General features: G+C 75.9%; 20 protein-coding genes and 1 tRNA gene. 15 read left to right on the forward strand and 6 right to left on the reverse strand.

The features are described 5' to 3' along the window. Positions 1–7: 7 nt before the first annotated feature. On the forward strand, positions 8–709 hold the full coding sequence (locus IE170_RS01690; RefSeq protein ID WP_229884550.1) for an RNA polymerase sigma factor: 702 nt from the start codon (positions 8–10) through the stop codon (positions 707–709). Next, positions 706–1,284, forward strand: coding sequence for a hypothetical protein (locus IE170_RS01695; RefSeq protein WP_189807474.1), 579 nt, complete (start codon positions 706–708; stop codon positions 1,282–1,284). The genes IE170_RS01690 and IE170_RS01695 overlap by 4 nt, the downstream gene beginning before the upstream one ends. A gap of 81 nt (positions 1,285–1,365) precedes the next feature. Here IE170_RS01695 and IE170_RS01700 read toward each other — a convergent pair whose 3' ends face one another. Next, positions 1,366–2,091 (reverse strand): ribonuclease H family protein, encoded by a 726-nt coding sequence (locus tag IE170_RS01700; RefSeq protein WP_189807475.1) that lies wholly within the window; start codon positions 2,089–2,091, stop codon positions 1,366–1,368. A 57-nt stretch (positions 2,092–2,148) separates the two neighbouring features. Continuing rightward, positions 2,149–2,622, reverse strand: a complete 474-nt coding sequence (locus IE170_RS01705) for a MarR family winged helix-turn-helix transcriptional regulator (RefSeq protein ID WP_189807476.1) — start codon at positions 2,620–2,622, stop codon at positions 2,149–2,151. A 168-nt stretch (positions 2,623–2,790) separates the two neighbouring features. On the opposite strand from IE170_RS01705, the gene IE170_RS01710 reads away from it, so the two are divergent. From IE170_RS01710 to IE170_RS01720, 3 genes are all read left to right on the forward strand, one after another. Then, positions 2,791–4,020: an MFS transporter gene (locus IE170_RS01710; RefSeq protein ID WP_189807477.1), complete on the forward strand. Its 1,230-nt coding sequence runs from the start codon at positions 2,791–2,793 to the stop codon at positions 4,018–4,020. A gap of 145 nt (positions 4,021–4,165) precedes the next feature. Continuing rightward, the gene (locus IE170_RS01715) at positions 4,166–4,597 is read left to right on the forward strand and encodes a GlcG/HbpS family heme-binding protein (protein ID WP_189807478.1); all 432 of its coding nucleotides are present in this window, start codon (positions 4,166–4,168) and stop codon (positions 4,595–4,597) included. Positions 4,598–4,666: 69 nt separating this feature from the next. After that, positions 4,667–6,313, forward strand: coding sequence for a beta-N-acetylhexosaminidase (locus tag IE170_RS01720; RefSeq protein ID WP_223855770.1), 1,647 nt, complete (start codon positions 4,667–4,669; stop codon positions 6,311–6,313). A 27-nt stretch (positions 6,314–6,340) separates the two neighbouring features. On the opposite strand, the gene IE170_RS01725 is transcribed toward IE170_RS01720, so the two are convergent. The 3 genes from IE170_RS01725 to IE170_RS01735 all read right to left on the reverse strand — a co-directional run bounded on the left by IE170_RS01725 (position 6,341) and on the right by IE170_RS01735 (position 8,651). Beyond that, complete coding sequence (locus IE170_RS01725) at positions 6,341–6,652, reverse strand: DUF3040 domain-containing protein (protein WP_189807479.1); 312 nt, start codon at positions 6,650–6,652, stop codon at positions 6,341–6,343. Positions 6,653–6,795: 143 nt separating this feature from the next. Beyond that, positions 6,796–7,596 (reverse strand): endonuclease I family protein, encoded by an 801-nt coding sequence (locus tag IE170_RS01730; protein WP_373298935.1) that lies wholly within the window; start codon positions 7,594–7,596, stop codon positions 6,796–6,798. A gap of 239 nt (positions 7,597–7,835) precedes the next feature. Then, positions 7,836–8,651, reverse strand: a complete 816-nt coding sequence (locus tag IE170_RS01735; RefSeq protein WP_189807481.1) for a glutamate ABC transporter substrate-binding protein — start codon at positions 8,649–8,651, stop codon at positions 7,836–7,838. A 355-nt stretch (positions 8,652–9,006) separates the two neighbouring features. Between IE170_RS01735 and IE170_RS01740 the strand changes: the two genes are divergently transcribed. The 6 genes from IE170_RS01740 to IE170_RS01765 all read left to right on the forward strand — a co-directional run bounded on the left by IE170_RS01740 (position 9,007) and on the right by IE170_RS01765 (position 15,226). Continuing rightward, a tRNA-Arg gene (locus tag IE170_RS01740) sits at positions 9,007–9,079 on the forward strand. A gap of 55 nt (positions 9,080–9,134) precedes the next feature. Further along, a complete protein-coding gene (locus tag IE170_RS01745; protein ID WP_189807482.1) occupies positions 9,135–10,274 on the forward strand; it encodes a leucine-rich repeat domain-containing protein in 1,140 nt (379 codons plus the stop codon). Continuing rightward, positions 10,271–12,115, forward strand: coding sequence for an ankyrin repeat domain-containing protein (locus tag IE170_RS01750; RefSeq protein ID WP_189807483.1), 1,845 nt, complete (start codon positions 10,271–10,273; stop codon positions 12,113–12,115). The genes IE170_RS01745 and IE170_RS01750 overlap by 4 nt, the downstream gene beginning before the upstream one ends. Continuing rightward, positions 12,112–13,302 carry an AAA family ATPase gene (locus tag IE170_RS01755; protein WP_189807484.1) on the forward strand — a complete coding sequence of 397 codons (1,191 nt, stop codon included), beginning with the start codon at positions 12,112–12,114 and terminating at the stop codon, positions 13,300–13,302. The genes IE170_RS01750 and IE170_RS01755 overlap by 4 nt, the downstream gene beginning before the upstream one ends. Before the next feature lie 5 nt (positions 13,303–13,307). Then, on the forward strand, positions 13,308–14,540 hold the full coding sequence (locus IE170_RS01760) for a vWA domain-containing protein (protein ID WP_189807485.1): 1,233 nt from the start codon (positions 13,308–13,310) through the stop codon (positions 14,538–14,540). Between the two features lie 95 nt (positions 14,541–14,635). Continuing rightward, the gene (locus IE170_RS01765) at positions 14,636–15,226 is read left to right on the forward strand and encodes a TerD family protein (RefSeq protein ID WP_189807486.1); all 591 of its coding nucleotides are present in this window, start codon (positions 14,636–14,638) and stop codon (positions 15,224–15,226) included. A gap of 160 nt (positions 15,227–15,386) precedes the next feature. Here the strand turns inward: IE170_RS01765 and IE170_RS01770 are convergent, their stop codons facing one another. After that, on the reverse strand, positions 15,387–15,992 hold the full coding sequence (locus IE170_RS01770) for a TetR/AcrR family transcriptional regulator (protein WP_189807487.1): 606 nt from the start codon (positions 15,990–15,992) through the stop codon (positions 15,387–15,389). 210 nt (positions 15,993–16,202) lie between these two features. On the opposite strand from IE170_RS01770, the gene IE170_RS01775 reads away from it, so the two are divergent. From IE170_RS01775 to IE170_RS01790, 4 genes are all read left to right on the forward strand, one after another. Beyond that, positions 16,203–17,027 (forward strand): phosphatase PAP2 family protein, encoded by an 825-nt coding sequence (locus tag IE170_RS01775; protein WP_189807488.1) that lies wholly within the window; start codon positions 16,203–16,205, stop codon positions 17,025–17,027. Beyond that, the gene (locus IE170_RS01780) at positions 17,024–17,935 is read left to right on the forward strand and encodes a hypothetical protein (protein ID WP_189807489.1); all 912 of its coding nucleotides are present in this window, start codon (positions 17,024–17,026) and stop codon (positions 17,933–17,935) included. The genes IE170_RS01775 and IE170_RS01780 overlap by 4 nt, the downstream gene beginning before the upstream one ends. Before the next feature lie 5 nt (positions 17,936–17,940). Beyond that, positions 17,941–18,348, forward strand: coding sequence for a hypothetical protein (locus IE170_RS01785; RefSeq protein WP_189807490.1), 408 nt, complete (start codon positions 17,941–17,943; stop codon positions 18,346–18,348). Positions 18,349–18,409: 61 nt separating this feature from the next. Next, on the forward strand, positions 18,410–18,676 hold the full coding sequence (locus IE170_RS01790) for a GlsB/YeaQ/YmgE family stress response membrane protein (RefSeq protein WP_189807491.1): 267 nt from the start codon (positions 18,410–18,412) through the stop codon (positions 18,674–18,676). The last annotated feature ends 96 nt before the right edge of the window (positions 18,677–18,772 follow it).

Genomic DNA, 18,772 nt, shown 5'->3' on the forward strand with positions numbered 1-18,772 from the left:
GACGCCCGTGCTCCACCTCGCACCGCCCGCACCGCTCGCACGCCCCGCCGTCCCCGGCCTCCGCCGGGCATGGCGGGGCCTGCGGGCGCTGCTGATGCTCCGCGAACCGTCCCCGCCCCAGGCCGCCGCCCGGCTTGGCACGGCCCCGTACGCGCCCGCGCCCGGCCGGGGGTACGGGCCCGCAGGCGTCGACGGGGAGCCGGGGCCGGGCGACAACGCGCCCCGGCCCACGGTGTCCGAGCTCTACCACGCGCACCGGCTGGGCATGGTCCGCCTGGCCGTGCTGCTCGTCGACGACCTGGCCACCGCCGAGGACGTCGTCCAGGACGCCTTCACCGCCCTGTACCGCCGCCACGGCGAGGACATCGCCGAGGTCGACAACGCCCTGGGCTACCTGCGCACCGCCGTCGTCAACACCTCCCGGTCCGTGCTGCGCCGCCGGCGCACCGCCCGTGCATGGACACCGCCGGCCCCGGCGGACGTACCGTCCGCGGAGGAGCACGTCGTCCTCGACGAAGCCCACCGGGAGGTCCTCGCCGCGCTCGCCCGGCTCACCCCGCGGCGCCGGCAGGTCCTCGTCCTGCGCTACTGGGCGGAGCTGAGCGAGGCGGAGATCGCCGCGACCCTCGGCATCAGCCGGGGCGCCGTGAAGTCGAACGCGAGCCGCGCCCTGGACGCGCTGGAACGGATCCTGGAGGGTCGGACATGACGTACGGCGAACGCCCGGCCGAACGCCCGGCCGAACGCCCGGCCGAACGCCCGGCCGAACGCCCGGTCGAGCGGAGGCTGCGCCGGGCGCTCGGAGCCCGGGCGGCGTCGGTCACCGTACGGGACCTGCGCCCCGCTGACCCGCCGGGTCCGCCTGTGGGCCGCGGGGCCGATGTGCGGCTGTGGCTGTCGCAGCACCGGGGGCGGTTCGCCCTGCCGGCGGCGGCCGGGCTGGCGGCGGCCGCCGCTGCCGCGGCCTACCTGCTGTCCGGGCAGGGGCCGGGGCCGGTGAGGCCGCAGCCGCCCGCCGTGCCGCCCGCGTTCATGACGCCCGGGCCGGTGACCGGCACGCCCGGCCCCGATGCGTCGTCGGCGGTGCCGTCCCCGGAGCCGTCCTCGCCCGGCGCGACCCGGGCCACACCGGCCCCCGGCCCCTCGCCGACGCCACAGGGGCAGCGGCCGCCCGCCTCCCCCTCGGCGTCCGCTTCGAGGCCCGCGCCGCCGGTGTCCTCGCCGGCGCCGCAGGGGACCGTGGAGGCATCCCCGTCGGCGCGGCCGAGCCGCAGCGGCGGGTGAGCCTCCGGGAGCCGCGCGGCCGACTTCGGCCGCCGGCTCCCCGCCGCGGGGCCGGGCGGCCGCCGGGTGCGGGGCGGTCGGCTACGGGGCGGCCGGGTCCGGGGAGGCGGCTCCGGCGCAGGCCAGGTGGCCCCAGCGGGCGCCGACCTTGGCGATCGCCTCCCCGGAGGCGTACGGCTTGCCGCACGGGCAGCTGCCGGGGAACTTCGCCTTGACCGAGGCGCGTCCGCCGCGCCCGGAGGACTTCCCGCCCGGGGAGGACGCCCGCTTGGCCGGCGCCGCGGAGGGGCGCCGGGCAGGGGCGCTGCGCGCAGGGTCGGGCACGGGGATCCCGGCGGCGCCGAGCGCGGTCCCGGCGGCTTCCTGCGTGGTGGCGGCGTCGCTGGCGGCCTGGTCGGCGATGGCGTTCAGGCGGTCGCCGTCCGTGCGGTGGGCGGGCACGTAGCGGAACTCCACGTCCCGCCCGGTGAGGAGCGCGTCGATGCGCTCGACGAGCTCGCGGTTGGCGACCGGCTTGCCGGCGGCGGTCTTCCAGCCGTTGCGCTTCCAGCCGGGCAGCCACTGGGTCACGGCCTTCATGGCGTACTGGGAGTCCATCCGCACCTCGACGGCCGCCCCCGGTTCGAGGGCCTCCAACAGCCTTGCCAGGGCGGTGAGTTCCCCCACGTTGTTGGTGGCCCGGCCCAGCGGGCCGGCCTCCCAGCGCTCCGGGCTGCCCGCCGCGTCGGCGATGACCCACGCCCAGCCGGCCGGTCCCGGGTTGCCCTTCGCCGCTCCGTCGCAGGCGGCAATGATCCGATCAGACATCCCTCGATCATGCCGTACGGCGGGCACTGCCCGCGCCGCGCGGCGGTCGGTGGGCGCTCAGGCCCGGGGCGCCGCGGATCCCGGCCGTATGTTCTCCACGGCGTCGACGAGGGGGGCGAGCTCCGGGTTGCGGGCGGCCTCGTCGAGCGCCTCGCGCAGCGCGGCGTCGTTGGTCGGGCGGGCGGCCGCGAGCAGCTCCAGGCCGGTCTCGCTCACATCGGTGTAGATGCCGCGCCGGTCGGTGTCGCAGAGGTAGCGGCTGAGCAGGCCGCGGTCCTCCAGGCGGCTGACGAGGCGGGTGGTGGCGCTCTGGCTCAGGACCACCGAGTCGGCGACCTGGTTCATGCGCAGGTGCCCGCCGGGGCCGTCGTGCTGCCGGCTGAGGACGTCGAGGAGGGAGTACTCGCGGACGCTCAGGCCGTGGTGCGCCTGGAGCGCGCGCTCGATGTGCGCCTCTATGCGGCTGTGCAGCAGGGACAGGGCGCACCAGCCCTGGGAGAGGGCGGTGAGCGCGCCGTCGGTGGCCGTCATGGGGCTCCTCCTTCCGGGCCGGGTGCCCGCGTGACTCCAGGATAGGACACGGACGCAATATCCCGCGCTTGCAAATATCCCGCGTCTGCAATTAATGTGGACGCAAGTAAGCGGCGGCTGCAAGGGTCGCGGCGGTACCTCTGTCTCCTCCCTGAAGGGCACTCCCCCATGCCTCTCGCACTTCTGGCCCTCGCCATCGGGGCCTTCGGGATCGGCACCACCGAATTCGTGATCATGGGCCTGTTGCCCGAGGTCGCGGCCGACTACGGCGTCTCGATCCCGACCGCCGGCTTCCTCGTCACCGGTTACGCGCTCGGCGTCGTCCTCGGCGCCCCCGTCATGACCGTCCTGGGCACCCGTATACCGCGCAAGCGGATGCTGATGCTGCTGATGGGGCTGTTCATCGCGGGGAACCTGCTCTCCGCGCTGGCACCCGCCTTCGGCGTCATGCTCGCCGGGCGCGTCGTCGCCTCGCTGGCGCACGGGGCCTTCTTCGGCATCGGCGCGGTCGTGGCCGCCGAGCTCGTCGCCCCCGAGAAGAAGGCCGGGGCCATCGCGATGATGTTCACCGGCCTGACCGTCGCCAACGTCGTGGGCGTTCCCCTGGGCACCCTCGTCGGCCAGACCCTCGGCTGGCGCACCACGTTCCTGATCGTCGCCGCCCTCGGCGTCGCCGGCCTCCTCGGGATAGCCCGGCTCGTCCCCGAGCTGCCCCGCCCCGAAGGCGTCCGCGTCCGGCACGAGCTGGCCGCCTTCAAGAACGTGCAGGTGCTGCTGGCGATGGCGATGACCGTCCTGGGATTCGGCGGCGTCTTCGCCGCGATCACCTACATCACGCCGATGATGACCGAGACGGCCGGCTTCGCCGACTCCTCAGTCACCTGGATCCTCGTCCTGTTCGGCCTCGGCATGGTCGCCGGCAACCTCGTGGGCGGCCGGTTCGCCGACCGGGCGCTGATGCCCATGCTGTACGGATCCCTCGCCGCGCTCGCCCTCGTCCTGGCCCTGTTCACGGTCACTGCCCACCACAAGGCGGCGGCCGCCGCCACAGTCGTCCTCATCGGCGCCCTCGGCTTCGCCAGCGTGCCGCCGCTCCAGAAGCGGGTCCTCGACCAGGCCGCCGGCGCCCCCACGCTCGCCTCCGCCGTCAACATCGGCGCCTTCAACCTCGGCAACGCCCTGGCCGCGTGGCTCGGCGGGCTCGTCATAGCCGCCGGCCTCGGCTGGACCGCCCCGAACTGGGTCGGCGCCGCCCTCGCAGCGTCCGCCCTGGCGCTCGCCGCCCTCTCGGGCCTGCTGGAGCGGCGCGCCGCCCCCCGACCGGGACGCGTCACCGCCGCCTCCTTCCCCGCGGCGACCGCGAACACCGCCGAGGTGCCCGCTGCCGCAGGCCGCTGACCCCCGCCGCCGCGTCCGACCCCGCACCACCCGAACCACCGCCCCGGCCCCCGCAGGCCGGACCGGTCCCACCTCCACCCGAACCACCGCCCCGGCCGCCACACGCCGGGTCGGCCCCACCCCGACCACCACCAGGAGACACCTCATGTCCGCCACCACCGCTCCCGCCGCCGCTCCGCTGACCACCGGGGACGCCGAGCTGCTCCTCTCCGTCGCGCGGAGCGCCGCCGAGGCGGCCGGCGCCGCCGTCAGCATCACCGTCCTCGACGCCGGCGGCCACCTGCTGGCCTTCCGCCGCGACGACCGGGCCGTGCTGATCTCCGGCGAGACCAGCACCCGCAAGGCCTACACCGCGCTGCAGCTGAACGCCCCGACCGCCGACCTCGTCGACGCGGTCCGCCCCGACGGCCCCTTCCACACGCTGCCCACCGCCCTCGACCGGCCGCTGCTGTTCATAGCGGGCGGGCTGCCCGTCCACCGCGAAGGCCGTCTCGTCGGCGCCGTCGGCGTCGGCGGGGCCGCCCCCGAGGAGGACCACGGCTTCGCCGCCGCGGCCGTCACCGCACTGGCCGCCTGACGGCACTGCGCCCCCGGGTCGCGCTCCCGCTTCCCCCGTGCCACGTTGGTACGGGGGAAGCGGGGACACATGATGCGGCACTGCAACCACGCCAGGAGACGCCACGCGACCGCGACGGCCACGGCCGCTGCGCTCCTCGCCCTCGCCCTCCCCGGCTGCACGGCCGCCCCCGACGACGCCCGCGCTCCCACCCCCGCCGGGACGGCCGGCGGCACCGGCTCGGCGGTCGTGCCCGCGGCGTCGGAGCCGTCCGCCGCGGCCGCCCCCGCCCCCACGCCGTCGTACGCGCTGTCCTCCGCCCCGCAGACCGTGCCGGCCGTCCGCGAGCACGTGCCCGCCCGCGGGCCCGGATGGCGGCCCGCCGCCGATGCGCGGGTCGTCGTACCGGCGGCCGACCGTGCGGCCCTCGCGGATGAGGGCAGGCTGCTCGCCGGTGAACTGCGCATGCAGTTCACCGACAGTGCCGCGGCGCGCAGCGGCGACGTCGAACTGGCCCTCGGGGCGGCGCCGGGCTCCGGGGCGCCGGAGTCGTACACGATGACCGTCCGGGACGGTCGGGTACGGATCACCGGGCCCGACGAGGCCGGCGTCTTCTACGGCACCCGGACACTCAAACAGGAGGTGGCACGGACCGGTTCGGCGCCCGAGGGCACCGTGCGGGACGGCCCGGCCCACGCGCAGCGGGGCCTGAACCTCGACATCGCCCGGAAGAACTTCACCGCCGGGTGGATCGAGGACCGGTTGCGGCAGATGGCCGACCTCAAGCTCAACCAGCTCGGCCTGCACTTCTCCGACGACCAGGCGTTCCGGATCGAGTCGGACACCCACCCGGAGATCGTCTCCACCCCGCACCTCACCAAGGCGGAGGTGCGGCGCATCACGGCACTCGCCGCCCGGCTGCACATCGCCGTCGTCCCCGAGATCGACTCGCCCGGGCACTTGGGAGCCGTGCTGCGCGCCTACCCGGACCTCCAGCTGCGCGACGCCCAGGGCAAGGCGGTCAAGGGGGCGGTCGACATCTCGAACCCGGCCGCGGCCCGGCTCGTCGACGAGCTGCTGCGCGAGTACCTGCCGCTGTTCCCCGGCACCGCCTGGCACCTGGGCGCCGACGAGTACCAGGCGCTCGTCTACCGCGACCCGCAGGCGTCCTTCCCGCAGCTGGCCCGCGCCGCCCGGGAGCGGTTCGGGCCGTCCGCGAAGGTCCAGGACCTGGCGACGGGCTGGCTCAACGACCGGGCGGCCGTCGTCCGCTCCGCGGGCCGGGTGCCGAAGGCCTGGAACGACGGCTTCTTCGCCGGCGGCGTCGCGAAGCCCGCCGCCGACATCCAGGCCGAGTACTGGACGGGGCGCGAGATCGGGGCGCGTCCGCCGCTGCCCTACCTGGAAGAGGGCCGCAAGGTCGTCAACCTCAACGACGAGTACCTGTACTACGTCCTCGGCGAGCCGAACGACTTCGCCTACCCGACGGGGCAGCGCATCTACGAGGAGTGGACGCCGCTGGTGCTGCGGGGCAGCACCCCCGTCCCGGCCCGCTACGCGCCGCAGATCCTGGGCGCGCGCTTCGCGGTCTGGTGCGACCTCGCCGGGGCGCAGACCCAGGAGCAGGTGGCCGCCGGGATCCGGCTCCCGCTGGCGGCGCTTGCGCAGAAGGTGTGGGACGCCCGTCCGCCGCAACAGGACTGGGCTTCGTTCAAGGCTCTCGCGGACCGGCTCTGAGGGCCGGCCCCGAGGAGTTCCCGGAGGTCAGCCGGTGCGGCTGCCGGCACGCTCGCGGCGCTGCCATCGGTACCGGGCCACCTGCGCGAGCAGCGGCAGCGCCATGGCGACGGTCAGGGTCCAGGCTGCGGCGAAGGCCCAGATCAGCGGCGGTGACACCGTCACCGCGGCCGCGATCAGCAGGCCCAGCGTGACGACTCCGAGTGCGCCCGCGGCCATGGCCTGGTGGCGCGGTCGCGCGAAGCGCATGATCCGGTCCAGGGACCGGTCGGCCTTGAGGTGCGCCTCGATCGAGGAGAGCGCGCGCCGTTCGCGGTCGGAGAGTCCTGCTCCGTCCATCACGTACCTCCAGGGTCTGCCGCCGCCGGGTGCGGACCGCAGCCGCTGACCTGCCGTTACCCGCCCGAGCGCGGGTCAATCCCCGCGGCCGGGGCCCGGCCCGCCGGGGCGGGGCGGCCGTGCCGCGGGGACCGGCCTGCCGGTCACCAGATGGAGTCGACCCACTCCGGGTGGTCGATGAACGGGTTCCGGTTGTGCTGGTAGACGTCGAAGATCACCTGGTTCCGGCGGCGCTCGAAGGCGTCCGGCGGGTCGATCCGGTTCCACTCCTTCAGCACGGAGATCCGGCCCATGGCCGGGGCGCTGCCGTTGCCGACCCGGTCGTTGACCTCCAGGTCGGCGAAGCCGTCGCCGCCGTCGTAGCGGACGGCCATGTAGAGGAGCATGCGGGCCACGTCGCCCTTGACGGCGTCGCGGGGCTCGAAGGAGTCGGCGTCGGTGAGGCTGCCGGGGGCCTCGGGGACCGGGCTGCCGCCCTCGTCGAAGTCCTTGTTGCCGCGGATGTTGTTGACGGTGACGTCCTCCGGGCGCAGGTGGTGCAGGTCGGTGCCCGGACCGGTGGTGGTGCCGAAGTCGCCGTGGCTCTTGGCCCAGACGTGCTCGCGGTTCCAGTCGTCGGAGTCGCCGCCGTAGGACGACTTGGACTGCGAGCGGCCGGAGTACACCAGGATCACGTTGTTCGGGTTGGCGGGGTCCTGGTCGGTCGCCTTCAGCGCGTTCCACACGCTGCTGTAGCCGATCTTCGACTGGTTCTTCACGATGTCGTGGAGGGCGGTCTTCAGGGCGGCGCCGGTCTTGCCCTCGGCGGGGGCGTAGTAGGCGTCGTACGCGGCCACGGAGGCGGCCGTGTCCGCCTGCCGGATCGTTCCGGCCGACGCCGCGGCCGGTATGCCGATCAGCGTGGCGGCGGCGAGACCGACCGCCCAGGCGGAATGACGGGACATCTTCATGGTGTGGGGGACCTCTTCACGTGCACCGCTCCCGCCAAGGCGGTTGGCGGGACGTCAGGTGGCAGAGCGAGGTCATATTGTCATGCGCCGGACAACTCATGGCCACGGGCGGGGAGCTGGGACTTTAACGCTCCGCCAAAACGCCCCGCGGCTCCGGTCCGGGCGGACCCGCCGCGGCCCGCCCGCCACCGTCACCCCGCCGGCCCGATCCGCACGGGCCGGCGGGCGGGGCGTCAGCTGCCCGTCGTGATCGGGGGCGCCGGCTCGTTCTTGTAGTTGGCCGGGCCGAAGTTCTTCTTCACGGCCGCGTCCCAGGACCCGTCCTGCACCATCTTCTTCAGGGCGGCGTTGATCTTGGCCTGGAGGTCCTTGCTGCCCTTCTTGATGCCGATGCCGTAGCTCTCGTTGCTGAGGTTCAGACCCACCAGCTTGAACTTGCCGGCGTTCTCCTTCTTGGCCGCGTAGCCGGCCAGGATGGAGTTGTCCGTGGTCATCGCGGCGACACGGCCCTCTTCGAGGGCGACGATGCACTCCGAGTAGCTCTGCAGCTCCAGCAGGCTGGCCTTGGGCGCCAGGGTCTGCTTGATGTTCTGCGCCGACGTGGAGCCCGTGACCGAGCAGAGCTCCTTGTTGTTCAGGTCCTCGGCCTTGGTGATCGAATTCTCGCCGGCGCGGACGAGCAGGTCCTGGTGGGCGATGAAGTACGGGCCGGCGAAGTCGACCTGCTCCTTGCGCTTGTCGCTGATCGAGTACGACGCGGCGACGAACTTGACCTCGTTGTACTGGAGCAGCAGTTCGCGATCGGAGCTGTCGACCTTCTTGAACGAGATCTGTTCCGGCTTGTAGCCGAGTTCCTTGCCGATGTAGGTGGCGACGTCCACGTCGAATCCGGAGAACGTGCCGCCCGGCTCGCGGTAGCCCACGCCCGGCTGGTCGAACTTGATGCCGACCGAGAGGGTCCCCTGGGGGCCTTCGTCGCCGCCGCAACCGGTGGCGGTCAGGGCGAGGCCGATCACTGCGGCGGCCGCACCGGCCTTGGGAACCCTCATGTTGTGCACTCTTTCCTCAGGACGCGGAGGGCGCGGAGCGGGATCACCGGACCGCGCGGAGACCGCGGGGACGTACTGGGCGTCAAGACGCGTGTACCAGGAAGCTAGGAACGCCTTCGGCGCGGTGTCACGGCAATTGAGCGAAACTTGAGGTAACGATCCGGCTCGGCCGGAGTTTGTGTGGCGAATACGCCTACAGGCGGGATGGTGGGGATATGTCTGATTTTGGATTCGGGCGTCAGGTGACGCCAATTAGCCCTTAAGCGGCTGATGGTTCAGGTCTGCCGAATTCGGGCATTGCGGCGTTCAAACTGGTGATCGAGAACGGTCTGGCTGCCGCTATGATCTGCGCAGCAAGGCCGTAGCGCAGAGGTCGTCGCGCCCAAGCATCGAGCTGGAGGACGTCGGTTCGAATCCGACCGGTCTTGCGCCCTACCTGTTGTGGCGGACGCCGGGCACCGGCGAGAAACCGGTGGAGTGGTGATGACACGGTCCATACCCGTACGGTGCCCCGCGATCGAGCACCCCGACCTGCCGCTCGCCGACCCCGCCCGCCTCGACCCGCTGCTCGCGCGGCTCGCCGCCGCCGAACCCGTCGCGGCCGACGAGGCCTTCGCCCTCGGCACCCTGCGCGCCGACGGCCGCGTCGACCTCTGCAAGCAGGGCCTCGGACCCGCCGGCGGAGCTCGGGTCGCCGCGGCCGCAGCGCGCTCGCCGCACGCCCGCCACCTGCTGCTCGGCACCAACTCCCTCGGCGACGAAGGAGCCCGCAGCCTTGCCGCGGCCCTCGCCGCCGGACACGGACTGCACACCCTCTACCTCGGCTGCAACCGCATCGGCCCCGACGGCGCCGACGCCCTCGCGGACGCACTCGCCGACGACACCACCGCCAAAGCCCTCTGGCTCAAGCGGAACCCGCTCCACCAGGACGGCGCCCGGACCCTCGCGGCCCTGCTGCGCCGCAACCGCACCCTGCGCACCCTCGACCTCGTCAACACCGGCATCGGCAGCGAGGGCGTACGCCTCCTCCTCGACGCCCTGCGCACCCGCGAGACCCCGCTGGAGCGGCTCTTCCTCGGCGGCAACGGCCTCACCGCCGACGACGCGCCACTGCTCGCCGCCCTCATCCGGGAAGCCGGCGTCCGCGAGCTGTACCTGCCCGCCAACCACCTCGGGGACGCCGGCGCCGCCGTCCTCGCCGCCGCCGCGGCCGCCGACCCCGACCGCCCCGTCCGCCTCGGACTCGGCGGCAACGGCATCGGCCCGGCCGGAGCCAGGGCCCTCGCCGACGCCCTCGGCGGCATCGAAGCCCTGGACCTCGGACGCGCCCGCTCCGAGCGCAGCCTCGGCGCACCCGGCAACGCCACCGGCGACGACGGCGCGTACGCCCTCGCCTCCGCGCTCCCCGGCAGCCCGCTGCGCCGCCTGGAGCTGCGGCACACCGGCCTCACCGGCCGCGGGGCGAAGGGCCTCCTCGCCGCGGTCCACGACGGCTCCCCGCTGGAGTACGTCGGCCTCGGCCCCGGCCTGCCCCGCCGGGTGAAGCGGTCCCTCACCGCCCGGCTGCGCCCCGCCCGGCCCGCCCACCCCGACCTCGGCGCGATCACGAGCGTGTACCGGTGAACGCCGGCCCGCGCCGCCCCGCCACCGACCCCCGGCTCCCCGGCGGCCTCCGCCACGAGGACGGCCCGGTCTGGCAGCGCATCCGCCGCCACGCCGTCCCCGCACGGATGATCGAGGACGCCACCGCCCGCCGCCTCGCCGGCGACTGGCGCGCCGCCTGCGCGGCCGCCGCCGTCGACGTCCGCTTCGACCTGTCCGAGGTCGCCGCCCGCCACGGGGCCGCCGTCGCCGAGGCGGCGGAGGACGACCTGCTCCACCTCGCCCCCGACCTCGTGCGCTGGCACCTGCCCCGCCTCCTCGGCGGACGCACCACCCTCACCCCGAACGTCCGCGTCCTGCTCGCCCGCTACGGCGGCGGGCCAGGCGCCCCGGTCCTCTCCGCCACCACCGGACCGATGGCTGACGGCCCGCAGCGGCTGCGGCTGCACTGCGCGCCCCTCCACCCGGCGGACGCCAACCGGAGCACGCACCACACGGCGCCCTCCTACCGGCACGAGAACTGGATCGCGGCCCGCCCCCTCTGGGACGCCCGGCAGGCCGCCGGACTGCGCGACCGCCTCACCGGCGGCGCCGGCCGGCTGCCGTTCCTCCACCCCGACGGCACCCCGCTCGACCCGGCCGCCTTCCCGGCCGCCGACCCCGGCGCGGGCGACCCGGCCGCACACGCCGAGTGGACCGCCCTCCTGCACGCCCGCGGGGACGCACCCGCCGCGTACGCGGCCGCAGGCCTCGAACGCGACACCGCGCCGTCGGAGACGGGCCCCCAGCAGGGCCGCGTCGACCCTGATGCCGTCCTCGCCGCCGGCGGCGTCGACCTGACCCGCCTGGAGCAGGAGGTGCGCCGGCTCGCCGACGCCGGCGAGGGCGGGCGGTTCACCGTGCCGACGGGCTGGTACGGCCTCCTCGTGCTCCGGCTGTCCGGGGACCGCGGGCTGCGCGTCTCCGGCGAGCGCCGCCAGTGGCACGCCTCCGCCGCCTCCGGACCCCGCCTGCCCGCGTTCGCGTACGAGCGGCTCCCCGACCTCGAACTCGTCCGCACGGGCCGCATCACCCCGCGCGAGCTCCACCCCCTGGTCGCCTCCTCGCTGTTCCCGGACGCCGGCCCCGCCGACGGCCCGCCCGGGCCCGCCGAGCCCCGGCCCGTCCGCGTACGCTGCCGCACCTCATGGCACGAGGTGCACTCCCGCGGCGGCACCCTGGACCTCCTCCACCACAGCGCCGAGGAGCAGCGGCGCGAGAGCGCCATGCGGGCCTTCGGCGGCGCCGTCACCGGCTGCTTCGCCGTCCAGCACGCCTGGACCGCGCCCGACGGCGTACGGCTGCCGCGCGCCCTGCGCGAGGAGCGGCGCGAGCTGTTCCTGCGCGTCCAGCACGGCGACACCGCGGGGGTCACGGCCCTGCTCGACGCGGGCACGGACCCGCGCGTCCGCGACGGCCGCGGCTGCACGCTGCTGCACCTGCTGCCGCAGCTGGACCACTCCGCGCTGCTGCCGAGGCTCCTCGGCGCGGGCCTGTCCCCGGAGGTCCGGGACGGGCTCGGCCGAACCCCGCTGGTCACCGCCGTCACCAACGGCGGCTCCGCCGACCTGGTGCGGGCGCTCGTCGCGGCCGGCAGCCGGATCGACGCCACCGACGAGGCCGACCTGTCGCTCGCCCAGATCATCCGCCGCTTCCGGCGCACCGACCTCGGCTTCCTGCGCAGCCGCGTCGAGGAGGAGTTCCCCGGCATCGGCGCCGACTGGTTCGACGACTGGATCGAGGAGCAGGAGGAGTACGCGGAAACGGACGACGACGCGGACGCCGGCCCCGACGCCGGTGCGGAAGAGGACGACAGCGCATGAGCAACGGTCAGCCGAGCGCCCTGGCGGCCGCCGACGCCCTCGGCGCGCGCCTGCGCGCCACCCGCACCGAGCCGGCGGCCAACCCGCAACTGGAGGCGCTGGCCCTCGCCGTGGCGGCCAACCAGCCCGTCCTGCTGTGGGGCGAGCCGGGCATCGGCAAGTCCGCCGGGATGCAGCAGCTCGCCGACGCGCTCGGCACCGGCCTGGAGACCGTCATCGCCAGCGTCCACGAGCCGTCCGACTTCGCCGGACTGCCGATCGTCGGCGACGACCCGGCCACCACCGGCGTGCCCATGGCCCCGCCGGACTGGGCCGTCCGCCTCGCCCGCACCGGACACGGCCTGCTGTTCCTCGACGAGCTGTCCTCCGCCCCGCCCGCCGTGCAGGCCGCCCTGCTGCGCGTCGTCCTGGAGCGGCGCGTCGGCAGCCTCCTCCTCCCGGAGGGCGTGCGGATCGTCGCCGCGGCCAACCCGCCCGCCAGCGCGGCCGACGGCTGGCACCTCAGCCCGCCGCTGGCCAACCGGTTCGTCCACCTCGACTGGGCGCACGACCCGCGCACCGTCGCCCGCGGCATGGCCGGCACCTGGCCGGAGACGGGCCTGCCCGCCGTCGACCCGGCCCGCATCCCCGGCGCGGTCGCCCGCGCCCGCGGCGTCGTCTCCGGCTTCCTGACGGCCCGGCCCGGGCTCGTCCACCACATGCCGAACGAGGCCGAGGCGCGCGGCCGCGCCTGGCCGTCCCCCCGGACCTGGGAGATGGCGCTGCGGCTGCTCGCCACCGGCTACGCGGCCGGCAGCAGCCGGGAAGCCCTCGCCGCAGCCCTGGCCGGCGCCGTCGGCGAGGGCGCCGGGCTGGAACTGCTGGCCTACCTGGAGAACCTCGACCTGCCCGACCCGGAGCGGGTGCTGGCCGATCCGGACGCCTTCGCCCTGCCCGACCGCGGCGACCGCCAACTGGCCTTCCTCATCGCCGTGGTCGCCGCGGTGCAGGCCGAGCCGACCCGGCCGCGCTGGGAGGCCGGCTGGGCGGTGCTGGCCAAGGCCGTGGACGCGGGCGTGCCGGACGTCGCGGCCCGGGCCGCCGCCGACCTCGCCGCGATGCGCGACCCGGACTGGCCGGTGCCCTCCGGCATCGACGCCTTCGTCGAACTGCTGCGGCTGTCCGGCGCGCTGCCCGGCGGCGGCTGACCCCCGTGGACACCCCTGCCGGGCCGCCGCGCCCCGCCGCCGGATCCGGGCCGGAGCCGGCCCGCCTGGACCGGGCGAAGCTGCTGGCCGCCCGTTACCGGGCCGCCGAGGCCCGGCCGTACCTGGCGTCGGCGCTGTACGCGCTGGCCGTCGTACCGAGCCCCGCCGTGCCCACGATGGGCGTGGACCGGCACTGGCGTGCGTACGTCTCCCCCCGCTTCGTGGACGGCACCCCGGTCGCGGAGCTCGCCGGGGTGTGGGTCCACGAGGTGGCCCACCTGCTGCGCGACCACCACGGCCGGGCGGCCCGGCTGCCGGCCGCCGACCAGCGCGACCACGTACGCGTCAACATCGCGCAGGACTGCGAGATCAACGACGACCTCCTCGCCGACGGGCTGCCGCTGCCCGAAGGGCGGATGGAGCCCCGCCTGTTCGGCCTGCCGACCGGCGGCCTGTTCGAGGGCTACCTGCCGGGCATCCCGCCCACCCCGCGCAACAGGCTCGACTGCGGGTCGGGCGCCCACGGTGTGCCGATGCCCTGGGAGACGGGCGGCGAGGGGCCCGGCGGCGTCGGCCGCATGGAGGCGGAGGCACTGCGCCGGCAGACCGCCCAGGCCATGCGTGCGCACCGGCGCAGCCGCGGGCACCTCCCCGCCGGCTGGCAGCGCTGGGCCGACGAGCTGCTGGAGCCGGCCGTCGACTGGCGCAAGGCGCTGTCCGGGGCGGTGCGGGAGGCGGCCGCCTGGGCGGGCGGCGCCGTCGACTACACCTACCGCCGGCCCTCGCGGCGCACGCCCGCGCTCGGCGGCCGCGTCGTGCTGCCGAGCCTGCGCAGACCGCTGCCGCGGGTCGCCGTCGTCATCGACACCTCCGGCTCCATGGGGGAGGCCGAACTGGCCGCCGCGCTGGCCGAGGTGACGGGCGTGCTGCGCGAGGTGGGGGTGCGCGGCAACAGGGTCGCGGTCCTGGCGTGCGACGCGGACGTGCACACCGTGACCCGGGTGACCCGGGCGGAGCAGGTGGTCCTGGAGGGCGGAGGCGGCACGGACATGGCCGTCGGCATCCGCGCCGCGCTGGCGCTGCCGGACCGGCCGGACATCGTGGTCGTGCTCACCGACGGGTACACGCCCTGGCCGCCGGAGCCGGTGTCCTGCCGGGTGGTCGCCGCACTGGTGGGGGAGACCCCGCCGGATCCGCCGGGCTGGGTCGAGACCGTACGCGTCCTGCCCGGGGCGTGAGGCCCGGCGCCGGCCGAAGGCAGTGGCGCGCGCGGTAGCCGGGGCTGGCCGAGAACATGTGCCGGCGGCAGGTCCGCACGGCTCCGCATGACAGCATGGCCGGGCAAACCCGTGAAGCAGAGGGGGAGTTCGTGAGCAGCTCGTCGATCGGCGTACGCAAGGGCCTGGCCAGGGTGGAGGTCGCCCTCCGGTGGGATCCGAGCCCGGCGGGGTCGCCCGCGCACGACCTGGACATAGTGGCCGCCGTGTACGGCGCCGCCGACCCGTACGGCGAGCCCGCGCAGCTGGTCCACTTCGGAAGCCGCTCCCCGGACGGCACGATCACCCTGACCCGCGACAGCCGCACCGGGCAGGGCTTCGGCTACGACGAGGTGATGACGCTCGAACTGGACCGGATGCGGCCGGAATCGGTCCGGGTCGTCGTCGGCGTGGTGATCCAGGACACCGGCTCGGGCGACGGCCGCCGGACCACGTTCGGGGCGATCGGCGGCACCGGCGTCCGCATCCGGGAGGGCCACCTCGACCTCGCCGAGGACGACTTCGCGGGAGTGCCGGACGCGACCGCGGCGACGGTGGCCCGGTTCACCCGGGACGGCGCGAACGCCTGGGTCCTGGACGCCGCCGTCCGCGGGTCCGACGCGGAGCCGGAGGAGTTCGTCCGCACCATGGGCGCCGGCCGCCCCTGAGGGCCGCCCCGTACGGACGGGACGGAATCCGCGCGGGCCGGGCGGCGGCCACCCCGGACGGGGGTGGTCGCCGCCCGGTCCGGGTGGCGCGCTGCCGCCGTCCCCACGAGGCAGCGCGGGCGGGCCGCCGTCCGGTCATCGGTGACGGCGCCCCGCCGGTTCAGGGGGCCGGCGCCAGGCCCAGTGCGGGCAGCACGGCCGCGTCGACGAACCGCTCCAGGTAGGCGGCGTCCGCGTAGCGCCCCTCCAGCACCGGCCGGATCCGCAGGACGCCCATCAGCTGCGCCGGGAGGAACTCCAGGGCCGGATGCCCGGCGGCGATCTCGCCGCGGTCCACGGCCCGCTGGACCATCGCGCCGAACGCCGTCAGCTCGGGCTCTACCAGCGCCTCCCGCAGGGCCGCCTGGAGCTCCTCGTCGCTCAGCACCGCCAGCCCCAGGGCCTGGGTGAGGCGCGTGTCGCGGCCGGAGGTGCCCGCCGCGATGCGCGCGGCCTCCCGCAGGTCCCCGGCCAGGGTGCCGGTGTCGACCGCCGCGAGGGTTCCCCGCCGGTGCGCGCGCAGGGCCGCCGCGACCAGTTGCGGCTTGGTCCTCCACTGGCGGTAGAGCGTCGACTTGCCGCAGCACGCCCGGGCCGCGACCCCCTCCATCGTCAGCGCCTCGTACCCGTGGGCGCGCAGCTCGTCCAGCACGGCGGCGTACAGCTCCTGGGCCCGCTCCGGGCTGATCTTGGAGCGGCGCGCGGCGGCGGCCTGCGTCGACGTCATGGGGCGGCGCTCCTCGGGGATCGCACGGCGGGAGGTTTCCGATGCCGCAAGCATACGCCGGACGCCGGCGTATCGGTACACGTGCGTATCGATACGCCCATGTATCGATACACTGGCGTCTCGCTGAACGGTGGCCGATACCGACCGCCCTCCACCCCCGCACCAACCCCGCACGGTCGGCGCCCGAGTACAGGAAGGGAGACCGGGGGAATGACCTCCCACGACACACCCGACGGGCGGCACACCGGCCCGGAACCCGGGGACAGGCCCCGGCTCGTACGCGAGCTGCTCCTCGTCGCCGGCCTGTTCGCCGCCTACAAGGCGGGCCGCACGCTCTCCACGGGGCGCACCGGCGAGGCCTTCGCCAACGCCGACCGCATATGGGACCTGGAGCGTGCCCTGCACCTGCCGGGGGAGGGGCTCGTCCAGCGGCTGCTCCTGCCCGGACCCGGCCTCGGCGAGCTGCCCGTCCACGCCGCGAACACCTACTACGCGGCCGTGCACTTCCCCGCCACCATCGCCTTCCTGGCCTGGCTCTACCTGCGCAGGCCCGGCCACTACCGGTGGGCCCGGCGCGTCCTCACCGTCCTGACCGGCGCCGCCCTCGTCCTCCACCTGGCCTTCCCGCTGGCCCCGCCCCGGATGCTGGACGCCGCGCACCTCACCGACACGGGCCTGGCATACGGCCCGTCCGTCTACGGGGCCGCGCCCTCCGCCGACACCCTCGCCAACCAGTTCGCCGCGATGCCCTCCCTCCACTTCGGCTGGGCGCTCGCGCTGGCGGTCGGCATGGCCGCCGCGACCCGGTCCCGGTGGCGGTTGCTCTGGCTGCTGCACCCCCTCGCCACGCTCCTCGTGATCGTCGGCACCGCCAACCACTACTGGCTCGACTCGGCCGTCGCCGCCGCCCTGCTCGGCGCCGCTCTCGCCGTCGTCCCGCGGCCCCCTGCCGCCGGCCGCCCGCCCGGGCCCGTACGGGAGCTGCCGCGGGCGCGGCCGCGGCCCGCCGCCGAGCCCGTCGGGGCGGGCCGGTGAACGCCACCGCCGTCGCCGTCGCCCTCTGCCTGGCCTCCTCCGCCGCCTACGCGGCGGCCGCCGTCGCCCAGGAGCGCCTCGCCCGCGCGGGCGAGGTCCGCAGCACCCGCGCCCTCCTGTGCAGCGGGCCCTGGTGGTCCTCCGCCGGGCTGAACGCCGCCGCCGCGCTGCTGCACGCCGCCGCCCTGCGCTACGGGCCGCTGACCCTCGTGCAGCCGCTCGGCGCGCTCACCCTCGTCGCCGCCGTCCCGCTCGGGGCGCGCCGCGCCGGGCGCCGGGTCGCCGCAGCCGAATGGCGCGGCACCCTTGCCACCGTCGCGGGCCTCGGCCTGCTGCTCCTGCCCGCCTCCGGGCCCGCGCCGCACGACACCCTCACGCTCGCGGAGGCCCTCGCCCTGTCCGGCGCGACCGCCGCCGCCATCGGCGTCCTGACCGCGCGCCGGGACGTCCGCTCGGGGCTGCGGCACGCCACCGCCTCCGGGCTGGCCTCCGCCGCCGCCTCCGCGCTGACGCAGACCGTGGCCGTCGCCGCCGCCGGGCGCGGCGGGTCCCCGGCCGCCGGAGCGGTCGCCGCCGTCACCGGCCTCGTCGCCGTGTTCGCCGTGGGCGGGATGCTGCTGTCGCAGCGCGCCTACCGCGGGGGCCTCGGCGCCCCGCTCGCCGTCGTCAACCTGGCCAACCCCCTGGCAGCGGCGGCCATCGGCGCCGTCCTGCTCGGGGAGCGCCTCCAGGGCGGGGCCGCGGGGCTGCTGCTCGCCGCCGCCGGCGCCGCGGCCGCGGCGCGCGGGGTGCTGCTGCTGACGCGCTCGGCATCCGGCCCGCAGTGCGGCGGACGCGCCAACGGGCACGGCAGGGACGGCGGTTCACAGCCGACCGCCGGTGCGGCGGTCTCCGGTGTGGCAGCATGACGGGCATGGCCGACCGCTCGATCCTCTCGCTCTGGTCCAGGAACTCCGTCCTCTCCATCGGCTCCGCGGGCTCCGTCCTCTCCGTCGGCTCCGTCGGCAGCGTCCTGTCGATCGGCTCCGCCGGCAGCGTGCTCTCCGCCGGATCGGCCGGCTCCGCCCTGTCGGTCGCCTCCGCCGCCTCCTGGCTGAGCACCGGTTCCGTTCTGAGCGCCCAATCCCGCCGATCGGTGCTCTCCCACCGCTCCGGCCGCCCGGGGGCCGCTCCCGGATCGCGCCGCGCGCCGGCGCCCGCCCGTCCGGCGCGCGGCAGCCTGGCCGCCGGTGCGGCCCTCGCCCTGCTCGGCGCCGCCGCGGTCGCGGTGGCAGCAGGGGCCCGCCGGGGAGAACCGCTGCGGCCGGCGCCGCGTCCCTGAAGGCAGGGGCGCGGCGCCACCGCCGCGCGGCACCACGTACGACGGAGCGGAGTGAACGGGCATGGGGATCGTCGGCTGGATCGTCCTGGGGCTGCTCGCCGGAGCCATCGCCAAGCTGCTGCTGCCCGGCCGCGACCCGGGAGGACTGATCGGCACGACTCTCATCGGCATCGCCGGCGCGTTCACCGGAGGCTGGCTCTCCGCCCGCCTCCTCGACAAGCCGATCGCGGGCGAGTTCTACGACCCGGCCACCTGGGGCGCCGCCATCGCCGGCTCCCTCGTCCTGCTCATCGCCTACCGCATCCTCTTCGGCCACTCCCGCAGCTGACCAGCGACGCCCCGCCGCCCCCCATGCAGGGGCGGGATTCGGCCATGCACGGGGCGGCCGCCCTGGCGCGGGCCTCCCGGCGGGGTTTCACTGCGG

It is taken from the genome of Streptomyces toxytricini, from assembly GCF_014649915.1.
Classification (GTDB): Bacteria; Actinomycetota; Actinomycetes; order Streptomycetales; family Streptomycetaceae; genus Streptomyces; species Streptomyces toxytricini.

Coding starts and splice junctions, on each gene's coding strand:
- IE170_RS01770 (WP_189807487.1), bottom strand. CDS start 15,992: ATGACGTCGACGCAGGCCGCCGCCGCGCGCCGCTCCAAGATCAGCCCG.
- IE170_RS01720 (WP_223855770.1), top strand. CDS start 4,667: ATGATGCGGCACTGCAACCACGCCAGGAGACGCCACGCGACCGCGACG.
- IE170_RS01700 (WP_189807475.1), bottom strand. CDS start 2,091: ATGTCTGATCGGATCATTGCCGCCTGCGACGGAGCGGCGAAGGGCAAC.
- IE170_RS01745 (WP_189807482.1), top strand. CDS start 9,135: ATGACACGGTCCATACCCGTACGGTGCCCCGCGATCGAGCACCCCGAC.
- IE170_RS01790 (WP_189807491.1), top strand. CDS start 18,410: ATGGGGATCGTCGGCTGGATCGTCCTGGGGCTGCTCGCCGGAGCCATC.
- IE170_RS01735 (WP_189807481.1), bottom strand. CDS start 8,651: ATGAGGGTTCCCAAGGCCGGTGCGGCCGCCGCAGTGATCGGCCTCGCC.
- IE170_RS01765 (WP_189807486.1), top strand. CDS start 14,636: ATGGCCGGGCAAACCCGTGAAGCAGAGGGGGAGTTCGTGAGCAGCTCG.
- IE170_RS01730 (WP_373298935.1), bottom strand. CDS start 7,596: ATGTCCCGTCATTCCGCCTGGGCGGTCGGTCTCGCCGCCGCCACGCTG.
- IE170_RS01710 (WP_189807477.1), top strand. CDS start 2,791: ATGCCTCTCGCACTTCTGGCCCTCGCCATCGGGGCCTTCGGGATCGGC.
- IE170_RS01695 (WP_189807474.1), top strand. CDS start 706: ATGACGTACGGCGAACGCCCGGCCGAACGCCCGGCCGAACGCCCGGCC.
- IE170_RS01755 (WP_189807484.1), top strand. CDS start 12,112: ATGAGCAACGGTCAGCCGAGCGCCCTGGCGGCCGCCGACGCCCTCGGC.
- IE170_RS01715 (WP_189807478.1), top strand. CDS start 4,166: ATGTCCGCCACCACCGCTCCCGCCGCCGCTCCGCTGACCACCGGGGAC.
- IE170_RS01785 (WP_189807490.1), top strand. CDS start 17,941: ATGGCCGACCGCTCGATCCTCTCGCTCTGGTCCAGGAACTCCGTCCTC.
- IE170_RS01705 (WP_189807476.1), bottom strand. CDS start 2,622: ATGACGGCCACCGACGGCGCGCTCACCGCCCTCTCCCAGGGCTGGTGC.
- IE170_RS01725 (WP_189807479.1), bottom strand. CDS start 6,652: ATGGACGGAGCAGGACTCTCCGACCGCGAACGGCGCGCGCTCTCCTCG.
- IE170_RS01775 (WP_189807488.1), top strand. CDS start 16,203: ATGACCTCCCACGACACACCCGACGGGCGGCACACCGGCCCGGAACCC.